This window comes from Pseudomonas sp. GNP013, from assembly GCF_054343995.1.
The window spans coordinates 3,000,712-3,012,179 of the sequence record NZ_JBTGUT010000001.1; the positions used below are offsets into that span (position 1 = coordinate 3,000,712).

Consider the following 11,468-nt stretch of genomic DNA (forward strand, 5'->3'; position numbering starts at 1 on the left):
GTACTCGTTGACAAATAGTGACGACTTTTAAATATAGTCACCAGCTTGATCAATTGTTGCGTGTCCACAGCCAGCTATTGACCCTGGCCCTGACGAACCACACGCTGAAGCCTCAATGGGTAACCAAGGAAGAACCGATGCCAGAACACACTTTTGGACCTGGGCCTGGCGCGCGGCGTCACCAGCGCCAGCTTGGCCGCCCTGCCGGTGCTGGCTCTGGTGATTGCGGGGGGGGGGGGGGGGGTGCCAACGGAGGACATGTCGCCCGAATTGGAGTCCGCCGACAGGGTCAAGCGCATGCCTGAAACAACCACGCAGTACGTGGAGATTGGCGACGCCACGCACTTCAGCTTTAGGTCAATCTGCAGGCCGGGCGGTATGGCGTTGATTGAAGAGAGCTCGCCCGGGGATGGCATGATTTGCCGGGATGGTGAGGGGCTCGGCCGCGGGCAGTGATTCAGCAGATCAGCCGTTTTCTGGCAAAGTGGTTTCAGCATTAACCGATACGCAGGGCAATCGCTACTGATTACCACGGATGGAGACTGCGATCTCGGAGACATGCTGCCTACGCTATCCAGCGTCCGCTTTTAGCCGAAAGTAGCATGTCAACCTGAGTACAGACATTTCTCTGTCTAGTCCTGAAATAGGTTTACACCTGTTTCAGTCTCAAAACGCCTGATGCACCGCATCGGGCGTTTTGTATTTCAGGGATAAGTGCGGCCGCTCCCCGTTGTAGATCAGCACCGACTCATCCACCATTTTTACGGCATCCGCCAAATCTTTGGGCCGGTGCAGCAAAAACTCAGTTTTCAAAATCCCGTTTACCCGCTCTGCCATCGCGTTCTGATAGCAATCGTAGCCGTCCGTCATTGAGCACTTGATCCCATGCTTGGCGTGCATTTGCTGGTACAGGTCGGAGCAGTATTGGGCCCCGCGATCCGAGTGATGGATCAGCGACTGCATGGATTTCCTCTGGCTAACAGCTTTCTGCAATGCTTTGACCACCGACTCCGTATGCAGGCTGTCATGCACATGATGACCCACGATCTTGCGTGAGTACGCGTCTGTTATCAGGCTGACGTAAACAACACTTTCCCGCGTGGGCAGATAGGTAATATCTGCAACCCAAACCTGCTCGGGCCTGCCAGCGACAACTTGTTCCGGGCCTGCTTTGAGCAGGTTGGGATGGCGGCGGAACCGATGATGGCTATGCGTAGTTTTATGATAAGCACGCTTTCGAGGAACCAGCTCTCGCGCTTCGCGCAAGATGGAAAAAAGACGGTCTCGACCAACAATTACCTGCGCTTCAGCCTCAGTGCTCATCAGATAATGCAGCTTGCGCGTGCCTAACCTCGGCTGGCGACGCCGCTTTTCCAGAACAAAGTCCACTACTTGCTGGTCTTGGTGAGCTCTCGCATCAACGGCTCGGTTACGTTTGTAATACGCTTGGCGCGAAATTCCCATGAACAGGCAAGCCCTGGTAATGCTCAGGTCTTGGATTTGCCCTTGCGAGAGGACTTGCCGGGTCGCTTTTTTACGATGGACACACCGTAATCATTTTTCAAGACGTTCACGACAGCTTCAAAGAACTGGGCCCTTTGATTGCTCAGCGCCAACTGTTCTTCAAGCTCTTTAATCCGCTGCTCGGGTGTCAGCGGGAGGTGGGGGTCGGTCATCGGCCTGCTCCGCGGCGCTCGGATTGAGGCGCCTTGGCTCCAGTCCTGTCGGCCATGCTTGCGTAGCCAAACCAGTACCGTGGACCGGCCCTGAATGCCAAAGCGCCGTTGAGCCTCTTTATAACTCAACTCGCCTTTTTCGACTTGGTCTACGACCGACAATTTAAAAGCTAGCGTGTAATCGCGTTGGCTGCGCCTTTTTCCCGTATCCATTGAGTCCTCCTGAAGAAAGGTCAGAAGGTGTAAACCTTATTCAGGACGGGACACTCAGGCAAAAAAAAGCCACTCATCTGAGTGGCTTTTTTCTGAATCTTGGAGCGGGAAACGAGACTCGCACCTGGCGTCCGACCCTTTGAAATCTAAAGGGTTTCTTTTCTTGCCGGAGCAGGAAAAGACTCAATTCTGGACTCATTATTGGATCGTTTCAACAGCAAAAAAACCGAACTCCAAGGGAGGCTGTTCTGCGCTTAGCCAGCTATCAACCAGATGGTATCAGTAGCGTAGGTCCACTCTGAAAACACCCGCGCCGTTGACCACTCCTGATCATCTTCAAAAATCTCCACTTTCAACCCACCTACAAGCTTCAAGGGCTGCTGTTCTGCGTATCTGCCCGCTTTTGGTCGACTCCTGCCGTTTGGTGACAGGCAGAAACCGGCCAAAGGCGGACATCAAAGCATGGAGAAACAAATCCTCCCATTTACCCCCTGTCTCGCCTCCTTCCGACTAGTAAGTATTCTGGCCGGCATGAGGCGACCCCGTATTAGCACGTGCAGGTGCAGCAGGCTCATACGGGACAAATGATTTAAGAGAGAATCGGGATGTCAGCCAGCATGTCCTTAAGCGTGATGGCATCCCACGGCAGATGCTCGGTGATACCTAAACCAACTACATCAGTCGCCCTGGATACATCGTTGATCAATCGCACCACTTGGGCCGCGCTCATTTTCCCTGCTGGAAAAGCCTCATAAGGATCGCTCGCCGGGTTGGGCTCACCGAAGAACACCGAGCGAAACTCAGTCGGGTTCAGAACATCCAGGTCAAAGTGGATGGCCAGATGCTTGATTTCGTTGAGACGGATCCACTCCAGTACGCTTTCACTGGACGAGATCAGCGCTTCTGGTGTTGCAACACTCAGACTGTGGCGTTCGATGAATTCAGCTTCCTGGCGGGTCAGACCATCCTGCCGCAGCCCTGCAAACATCACCTTCTTCGGATCAATGTGCACCTTTACTTGAGCTGCCAGCGTTGCGTCTCCTTCACCGAGCAGGTTGGCCATTACCATCGTGTGGGCGTTGCAATACTCTTTCGGGTTTTTGATATCCGGGTGTGCATCTATCCAGAGGATAGCGAGCTGGCCGTCGTACCGTTCGTTGAGGTAAGCGAACGGGGCCTGGTCGACCAGGCAGTCGCCTCCAAATACCACTATGCGGTCTGGGCGATGCTCATTAAGTACTTCAGTTGTTGCCTGGAGCTGCTCCATGATCGCTTCACGATGGGCTACGCCATCCTGAATCACCGTCTTCTGCCCGGTGTAGGGCTTTACGGGAATCTCGATCAGAGGGCTGGTACTGGCCGGCGCCAGGAAGGCTAGTAGCTCTGCACCGAACCCGGTTGGCGGATTGTCACCACCTTGCCACTGGGGAATCTTCAGGCGAAGTGTTTTACGTGGGCCGGCCAGCTCGATGGTGAGCTCGCTTTCCTTAACGTTGGCAATCGGCTGGAGCACATCACCATTGAACGGACGCATTTCAAGCTGAGCTTCCAATCGGTTTGGCAGGTCTGGGTTAGCCAGGGCTGCTTTGCCAATGGCTAAAACGCTCGCGCCTGCATCCAGCACCTTGCCGGCACTCTCCAGATCTTCCAGGCCGCCATTGGCAATGATCGAAACGCCAGGGGCGTAACGGTGCGCGAGGGACACCAGGGTATCCTGGCCTTCGGGGAAGGCTGGCTTTGAAGCGTCGTATTCAGTCACATGGATGAAGTCTGCGCCTGCTTGCGCAAGAGCACTGAAAATGATCTGCGCGTCAGCTTCGCCGCCAGGCCACTTACTGGTGAAATCGTTCACCTTGCCTTGTGAGATCCGGATGCCGACCCGAGCTAACTGACCGATTTCCTTTTTGACCTTCTCTACGATTTCCGCCAGCAGCGAGACCCGCCCCTGGGTATTTCCACCCCAGCGATCAGTGCGTTTGTTGGTCTCGTAGCTTAGGAACTGATCGAGCAAATAGCCGTTGGCACCGTGAATCTCGACGCCGTCGAAGCCCGATATGCGTACAGCGCGAATCGCTGAGCTGACGAAGCCCTCGACGATTTCAGCGATTTGCTGCTCGCTCAATTCTTTCGGTTCGGCGTAATCGCCCTTGCCGTAGTAGAAACTCAGTTGCTGACCCTTTGGCTTGATCGCCGAAGGCGCGACGGTTTCGGTGCGAAAACGATTACTCTGGCTGAGCGCGCCCGAGTGCATTATCTGAGCGAAGAAACGGCTACCCCTGGCCTGAACCGCCTGCACGGTGGCCACCCAGGCGTGCGCTTGTTCGTCGTCAGCCAAGCCAGGCTGGAATGCGTATCCCTGGGAGTAATTCCTGTCGGTATAAAGCCCTTCGGTAGTAACCAGACCGAAACCACCCTGTGCGAAGCGCAGGTAGTACTCATGCATCGCCGCAGTGATTTTGCCATGCTCAGTGGCAGTGACGCGGGTCATGGGGGCAACAGCAAGATGGTTCTTCAGCTTCAAACCGTCTATTTGAGTGGTTGCCAAAACTCGAGGTATTACTTGTGCAGTCATGATCTCAGTCCTCATCAAAATTCTTGGACTGTTGGACGAATCACGATTTCGTTGATGTCCACGTCCTGGGGTTGTTCGATGGCATAGGCGATGGCGCGGGCGACTGAATCGGAGGAAATCTGGTTGGCCTGATAGAAGCCTTTCACCACCTCCGCAGTGTCGCTATCGCAGGTGTGGTGCTTGAGCTCAGACTCAACCGCGCCGGGAGAGATGATTGTAGAGCGGATGTTATGGCCAATCTCGCTGCGCAAGCCTTCAGCGATCGCCCGCACAGCGAACTTGGTGGCGCTGTAGACACTGCCGATGGGTGCAAAGACCTTGATGCCGGCTACCGACGAAATATTGATGATATGCCCGCTGTTCTGAGCCTCGAAGCGTGGCAGTACGGCCGCGATACCATAGAGCACGCCTTTGATGTTGATGTCGATCATGCGATCCCATTCATCAACCCTGAGCTTGTTGATCGGCGCCAGCGGCATGGTGCCGGCGTTATTAACCAGCACATCGATTCGGCCGAACTTCTCGACGCCGGCGGCTGCCAACGCTTCCAGATCCTCTCGACGCGTCACATCCGTTTGCACCGCGATGGCTTGGCCACCTTCAGCAGCAATCTCTGCGACTATTTGATCAAGGCGTTCCAGTCGGCGAGCACCCAGAACAACCTGTGCACCCGCACGAGCCAGGATGCGAGCTGTAGCCTCGCCCAAACCGCTGCTGGCTCCGGTAATGATGACAACTTTGCCTGCGATATTTGATTGGCTCATACGAAGAATCTCCGTTGTTGGAAAAGGTGCGTTACACCCTACCCGTCAATGAACAACCAAATAATGGGTAAACTGCTTATTTATAAACAACCAAGAGTTGCCTATGGATCGTCTTCGAGCTATCGAAATCTTCATCAAATCCGCCGACCTGGGCAGTTTTTACAAAGCGGCCGCAGTGCTGGGTATAACCCCTCAAGCCGTCAGCAAGGCCGTTCGTCAGTTGGAGGCAGAGTTAGGATTGCCGCTGTTCCGGCGTTCGCGGCGCAGCTCAAGCCTGACCGAAGAGGGGCGCACCTTCCTCGAACGAACCCGAGGCGGGGTTGCGGCGCTGGCATCGGCATGGGAACAGACCCGACAAGCCACTGAGTCTGACCAGGGGCTTATTCGTCTGACAGCACCATTGAGCTTATGTAAGAACCTCATGCTGCCACTCATCAAGAGCTTTCAGCAGGCACATCCAGATGTTGAATTCGATCTGGTGGCGGAGGATCGATACACAGATATCGTGAGCGCCGGCATTGATGTGGGCTTCAGATCAGGTTTCTCCCCCGAAGGGCAGCTCGTGGTGAGGGAACTGATGCGACTCCAACTGATCGCCTGTGCCTCTCCAGACTATCTGGATCAACACGGCGTTCCTGCCACGCGCATGGATCTGGTCAACCATGAGTGCATTGGCAGTCGTAGGCCGAATACCGGTCGGGTCATTCCTTGGGAATTCAACGTCGATGGCATCGCCGAGTACGAGCCTGTCCATGTCTCGTTCTGTACCAATGACGTAGGTACCGAATTGCAAGCCGCTTTGGCAGGCATGGGGATAGGCATGATCGATGGCATCATCGCCGCTCCCTATCTGCGCAGCGGTGAACTAGTTCCTCTGTTCTGCAGTAGCATCAGCGAGCGATACGCGATCTTTCTTTATCATGCCCATCAGCCTGACATGCCTCGGCGCGTCCAGCGCTTCATTGAGCACGCGGCCCAATATATTAAACAGCAGGCCGACAGTTTCCGCTTTGATGAAAAACAGCTTTCAGCTTTGCATCTGGGATACGTAAAGGAACTTTAAAAACCATTCAAACAGTCAGGGCGAGAATATGTAATCACTCTTGGCAGGTCCGAGAGCCAAGAGTGACTGATCCAAGCGCCACTGCCATCTTCCTTACTTACTGCAGATATCGATCCCCTATGCCTTGGCCTACAGTGCTGGCCTGTAAGCCGAGCCTCGCGGCCGCTCGCTCAGAGGCTTGTCTCGCCTGTGCGTCCATCCACATCCGGGCTTTACGCTCTTCAATCATTCGCTTCGGACCTACTTCCTCAGGCGTGCCTGAGCGAAAGGGTGGCGCTGGTGAATATTCAATAATGAGCTGCACATGTTTCGCAGCATCTTCTCCGCAGAGTTGTGCAGCCAGCGTCAGGCCAAAATCCAGACCCGCTGTGACACCTCCCCCGGTCAAACGATTTCGGTCGTGCACGACACGGCCCGTTTCATGAACAGCGCCCATGAGTGGCAACAGGTCAGCAACGCCCCAGTGCGCTGTCGCCCGATAACCGTTTAATAGTCCTGCCGCTGCAAGTACCAGCCCTCCAGTGCAGACGCCGGTCACGTATTTGGCCGAAGCACCGCGATCTGCGAGGAAACTGAGCGTCTGATGATCTTCCATTGCAACCAGAGACCCCATCAGGCCGCCAGGCACGAACAACACATCCAAATCCTTAGGGCAGTGCTCAAAGGTGGTATCCGGCGTGACGCTGATACCCACATCCGTTGAAACGGGCTCGATCGTTTTCGCGACAAGATAAATGTCACACCCGAGTATCCGAAGGATGGTCTGCGGCCCAACCAGGTCCAGTAGGGCCATACGCGGATGAACCAGCATTGCAATCTTGCGTCCAGCCCCAGGAGCCTTCGTACGTGGCATTGGCATACCCGCGTCCATTTCTTTGGCGCTAGCCTTTTCCCCGATCAGCAATCCCCCCGCCAGTGTCAGGGAGAGGGATAGAAAGTCGCGCCTTCCCGGGTATTTAGCGTCTATATCAGTCATCTTGGATATTCCTCTACCAGGGCTGAAATGATTAGAAAGAAAAAGTGCTTGAGACCAGAACCGTCCGTGGCGCGCCACGTGACACGCCTGCAACCTGCCCGGCGGATGCAGACGCCCAATAATCCTTGTTCAACACGTTCTCCACTGCCAGACGCAGTAGCACAGGCTTGTCCATCAGGCCTTTGAGGACGTAGCGAGCCCCCAGGTCATAGCGGGTCCAGGCATCGATGGACTGGGTGTTGGCAGAATCGATGTATTGCTCACCGGTACGGATCGCTCGCGCCGACAGCGTCAGTTCAGGAATCAGTGGGATATCCCACTCCCCACCGAGGTTGGCCTGATAGGGCGCGACGCCAATAGCCCGGTTACCGTCAGAGATACCGCCTGCGGTTTTAACCTGGCGTGCATCGAGCAGCATTGCGCCACCGAGTAATCTGAAGCCTGCAAGCGGCTCACCCGACACATTCCACTCAAGACCTCGGTTGCGCTGTTCACCGTCAACCCCGTAAACATTGCTTCGGGGGTCTGTAGTGCCGGCAGGTTGAGTAATCTGGAAGGCACTGAAGCTGGTAAACCAGCCATCGAGGTCAGCCTTGATACCCAGTTCTACTTGCCTGGCCACCACGGGCGCAAAGGTCTGGCCTGAGTTCTGGGCGGTAGAAGGTGCAGATGGGCCTTGCTGTAATGCCTCAACATAGTTGCCGTAGAGACTGAGGTGTTCTTGAAGCTTGATGACAGCGCCAACCGCAGGTGAGAACGTTGAGCGATCATAGGTCGAGGTTTGCGTGCCTGTCTGGGCTGAGTAGTTGGTGCTTTCGATGTTCTGCTCGCGCCCACCCAGCGTCAGTTGAAACTGTTCATCGAACATCTCAAGGGTGTCTGCCAACGCAAGGCTGGTGTAGCGCACCTGTGAGGTGCGGTGGATGTCATCCAGGCTTGCCAGCGCAGATGTATCCGGTTTGATTATGCTGACCGGGTGATAGGCATTGGAGGCGTAACTACCCAACGTCGTATTTCCAGCCTTCAGGTTCTGATTCCAGTAAGCGGTAGCCAACGTAAGGTTATGATCGACAGCGCCTGTAACGAATTGGCCGCGAAGCCCAGCTTGACCGGAAATATGTTCACCATTTGAAGGAAACGAGCGGATCGTTCCGGTGTAGTCGCCATTGGATTTAAGTGCTGTAGGTTGAACGTAGATTCCCGTCGTCTCAGTCTGGCTATAACCAAAAGACGTAAAGGCCGTCCAGTCTGGATTCAGATCATATTCACCGCGCACGACACTGTAGGAGTCGTTGCTTTTAACCTGAGTCCATGACTGGCCAAGGTTGTTATCAGCATCCACCATGGGCGGTTTTTTAACGCCGGTAGCCAGGGTTGCTACCCAATCTGGCGAATCCATGGTTTGTCGCTGGACGCCGAAGTCGCCGTAAAGACGCAATCGGTCACCCTGATAGTCCAGGCTCAACGCCATCGCACCTAGCTTTTCGGACTGGTCATCAAGGGCGGTTTCCCCTCCACGTCCCAGTCCATTGAAGCGAATACCGAAACGGTTTCCTTCACCAAAACGCCTGCCCACGTCCAGATGCATGCCCACGTCGCTCCCCGATTCGTAACTGGTTGTCAGCGTGGTGACAGGCTCGTCGGTAGCACGCTTGGGCACTATGTTGATTGCTCCGCCGACAGAACCGCCCAAAGAGATGCCGTTTATAAAGGTATCCGGGCCCTTGAAGACTTCAATACGTTCGGCGAACTCTGCCGGGTAACGCTGCTTGGGGGCCATGCCATAAAGACCGTCAAGCCCCATGTTGTAAGAGAACAGGTTGAATCCCCGGATAGAGTAAACATCGCGATAACTGGCTCTTGGGAAAATGACCCTGACCGAGGGATCGGCAGCGGTAACATCAGCGATGCTTCGTGCCTGGCTGTCAGCAATGTATTTGGAGGTGTACGCAGTTACATTGAACGGCGTATCCAGGGTATCGCGATTGCCCAGGATACCCAGTTGACTGCCTGTCGCAACCTGCTGCCCTGACGCCTCGCCGGGCAAGCTTGTCGCGTCACGAGGAGCGGGTAACCGATCACTCTGCGCATCGACATTGATAGGTAACAATTCAACAGAGGCTTTCTGACCATCAGGTAAGACATACCCTCCCCCTTCAACAGCGTATGCACTGGACGTTATACAGAGCATGCAAGTAGCCGTTGCCCAGGGCATACGACTTTTCAGAAAAACGACAAACGCCCTGGACGGCCGCGGCTCCGGGCTTGGAAATGATGCAGACATAGGGACTCACCAACGTGTAAAAGCGACCAGCCGGGATCACATCCCGGAAGGCTATAAATTCAGTATTGGTTGTTCGTGCGAGCGACACTCACACTTCCACGAAAGGCGCTAAGGGGCCTGTGGATTGAGTCCCGGGAGGGTGTGCCGTGATAGTTTGCCGGGCCAGAGGTCGGGCAACACAAAACGAGGACTGCGGGTCCGGATCAGCCAGCCCAGTGCCACGAAAAAAATCATTGCCAGCGTCAGTGTTACGGCAAATGAACACTCTCCCGACTGCGCCTTCATGCTGCCCGACGTATCCATCTTTTTTGAAGAGTCGTCCATGGACATGTGCATCGTGTGATGCCCGCCATGCATATCTGACATCCCATGGCCAACATGGGAAACCGAGGCCACTGCATTGCCGGCAAAGGCGGCCAGCATCTGACCGTGACCGACACTGCACGCAAGACCATTGAACAGGACAACGGCATACAGTAGCCAGGCAATAGGCGAGCAGTGGGTGCGGAAGAAATTCATGGCGGGTAATTTAGCATCTCTACTCCGGCCTGACACAAGTTTACTCCCGGTCAAAACGACGCAAGGCCGGTTAGATGATGAAAGCGTCCGAAAACACTCAGCATAAAGCCAGGAATAAAACTCTTGATAAAAGCGCAAAGGCTGTACATGCTATCAAATCAACCAGCATGAGCAGAAATAGTTAAAAGAAGAACCTACCCCTCGCTTGCCCCTATATTAAAAAACAACCACTAATCGGTTGCCAGTGCAGCCGTTATCTTATAATAAGAATCTCCACAGGGATATGAAACCACCTCACCACTCGTAGCGACTTGGGTATTCCTTATATGGCAGCCCATTGTTTTTGGATAATCCAATACATACTCTTCCTGCCTGATTGAACCCATGGTCATTAACTTATCATACTTTAAATCAATATTTAATTTAATCGCGTCCTTCTGCACCTCAACAGCAAAGGAGCCAACGGTACCCACTTCCAAACCCTGAAGCCGCACTTGCCCACCTTTAGAAACCCTATAATTAATCAGTTGCACGTCGCGGTACTGACGCGTTGCACTGTCTGAAATATGAATGCTAAATTTATCAACAAGCTCGCCATCTCGAATCTGTTCCGCGATGACTACGACTGCGTCGGCAGCCAAGACGCTATTCGCTAACGCGATTAGTGCGGCAAATAAAAATACTTTCATACGACCCCAGCTCCACCATCGAAACATTAGTGATTTACATGAAAAATTTTCGCCTACTCATTTTTGAGTTTGCGCGCCAGTTAGAATCCTGACACATCGTTAGGGCCAGAATAAATACCTCAAAGCACAGCGTTCTTTTCTCCCTACTGAGATACTACACTTTTAGCGGTCATCCTAACGTATTGCGGGCATGGATTGAATGCCATTTCGACAAAAGATGGTGCCCCCCTCACTCCCCATTCAGGGCATGAACTCCTTCAGCGGTCTGATTAGTTCGACGCTTCAATGGCGAAACTAAAATTTCACAAAATTTCACAGTGCTGCCCTATGTTTTGAGTAGCATACGCCCCCCCCCCCAAAAAAAGAGCCTTCCTTATTATCCATCCTGATGAGCGCCTACAAAAACTTACAATCCTTCACAAACTTTTACATCGCCATCCGACATACTCGCTAAACCACCTTATCAAGATCAGGGTGACCTGGAATTCAGGCAAAAATCCTAAATTACCAGCTACAAACCTTCACAAGCTTTCACACTAAATCCAATGCTGCCTAAGTAGAATCGTCCTCGTGTTCCCCAGCACCCTAACACGCATTTTGTCGAAGCAAGGAGCTACTTCATCGTGCGTTTTTCTTTCCTTTAGCGGCTGTCTGTCCTGGCTGATATTGCAGTATCAATAATGCTTACTCGGCAATTGCCAGGATGGAAGTA

8 protein-coding genes and 2 pseudogenes are annotated in these 11,468 nt (G+C 53.8%); 2 read left to right on the plus strand and 8 right to left on the minus strand.

The features are described from left to right. Positions 1-153: 153 nt before the first annotated feature. Positions 154-500 (plus strand): annotated as a pseudogene (locus ACXX81_RS12880) (dienelactone hydrolase); the annotation flags it as partial. A gap of 166 nt (positions 501-666) precedes the next feature. Here the strand turns inward: ACXX81_RS12880 and ACXX81_RS12885 are convergent. The 4 genes and pseudogenes from ACXX81_RS12885 to ACXX81_RS12900 form a co-directional block, all read right to left on the minus strand. Then, positions 667-1,889, minus strand: a protein-coding gene (locus ACXX81_RS12885; RefSeq protein WP_458571807.1) for an IS3 family transposase whose coding sequence is annotated in 2 segments (ribosomal slippage) — positions 667-1,538 and positions 1,538-1,889 — 1,224 coding nt in all. Because the reading frame shifts where the segments join, the coding sequence is not laid out codon by codon here. A 589-nt stretch (positions 1,890-2,478) separates the two neighbouring features. Next, on the minus strand, positions 2,479-3,192 hold the full coding sequence (locus ACXX81_RS12890; RefSeq protein ID WP_458572590.1) for an arginase family protein: 714 nt from the start codon (positions 3,190-3,192) through the stop codon (positions 2,479-2,481). A 171-nt stretch (positions 3,193-3,363) separates the two neighbouring features. Further along, a pseudogene (locus ACXX81_RS12895) lies at positions 3,364-4,461 on the minus strand (oxidoreductase); the annotation flags it as partial. A gap of 14 nt (positions 4,462-4,475) precedes the next feature. Beyond that, entirely contained in the window at positions 4,476-5,225 is a 750-nt protein-coding gene (locus ACXX81_RS12900; protein ID WP_458571808.1) for an SDR family oxidoreductase, read from the minus strand. 103 nt (positions 5,226-5,328) lie between these two features. Between ACXX81_RS12900 and ACXX81_RS12905 the strand changes: the two genes are divergently transcribed. After that, complete coding sequence (locus ACXX81_RS12905) at positions 5,329-6,288, plus strand: LysR family transcriptional regulator (protein WP_458571809.1); 960 nt, start codon at positions 5,329-5,331, stop codon at positions 6,286-6,288. 97 nt (positions 6,289-6,385) lie between these two features. Here the strand turns inward: ACXX81_RS12905 and ACXX81_RS12910 are convergent, their stop codons facing one another. The 4 genes from ACXX81_RS12910 to ACXX81_RS12925 all read right to left on the minus strand — a co-directional run bounded on the left by ACXX81_RS12910 (position 6,386) and on the right by ACXX81_RS12925 (position 10,756). Next, the gene (locus ACXX81_RS12910; protein ID WP_458571810.1) at positions 6,386-7,264 is read right to left on the minus strand and encodes a DJ-1/PfpI family protein; all 879 of its coding nucleotides are present in this window, start codon (positions 7,262-7,264) and stop codon (positions 6,386-6,388) included. Between the two features lie 31 nt (positions 7,265-7,295). Continuing rightward, positions 7,296-9,548, minus strand: coding sequence for a TonB-dependent receptor (locus ACXX81_RS12915; RefSeq protein ID WP_458571811.1), 2,253 nt, complete (start codon positions 9,546-9,548; stop codon positions 7,296-7,298). A gap of 108 nt (positions 9,549-9,656) precedes the next feature. After that, the gene (locus tag ACXX81_RS12920) at positions 9,657-10,067 is read right to left on the minus strand and encodes a DUF2946 family protein (protein WP_458571812.1); all 411 of its coding nucleotides are present in this window, start codon (positions 10,065-10,067) and stop codon (positions 9,657-9,659) included. A gap of 230 nt (positions 10,068-10,297) precedes the next feature. Beyond that, a complete protein-coding gene (locus ACXX81_RS12925; RefSeq protein WP_458571813.1) occupies positions 10,298-10,756 on the minus strand; it encodes a hypothetical protein in 459 nt (152 codons plus the stop codon). Between the last annotated feature and the right edge of the window lie 712 nt (positions 10,757-11,468).

What these genes read in the sequence shown, in the direction of transcription:
- ACXX81_RS12900 (WP_458571808.1), bottom strand. Translation starts at nt 5,225, where the DNA reads ATGAGCCAATCAAATATCGCAGGCAAAGTTGTCATCATTACCGGAGCC.
- ACXX81_RS12905 (WP_458571809.1), top strand. Translation starts at nt 5,329, where the DNA reads ATGGATCGTCTTCGAGCTATCGAAATCTTCATCAAATCCGCCGACCTG.
- ACXX81_RS12910 (WP_458571810.1), bottom strand. Translation starts at nt 7,264, where the DNA reads ATGACTGATATAGACGCTAAATACCCGGGAAGGCGCGACTTTCTATCC.
- ACXX81_RS12915 (WP_458571811.1), bottom strand. Translation starts at nt 9,548, where the DNA reads ATGTCTGCATCATTTCCAAGCCCGGAGCCGCGGCCGTCCAGGGCGTTT.
- ACXX81_RS12920 (WP_458571812.1), bottom strand. Translation starts at nt 10,067, where the DNA reads ATGAATTTCTTCCGCACCCACTGCTCGCCTATTGCCTGGCTACTGTAT.
- ACXX81_RS12925 (WP_458571813.1), bottom strand. Translation starts at nt 10,756, where the DNA reads ATGAAAGTATTTTTATTTGCCGCACTAATCGCGTTAGCGAATAGCGTC.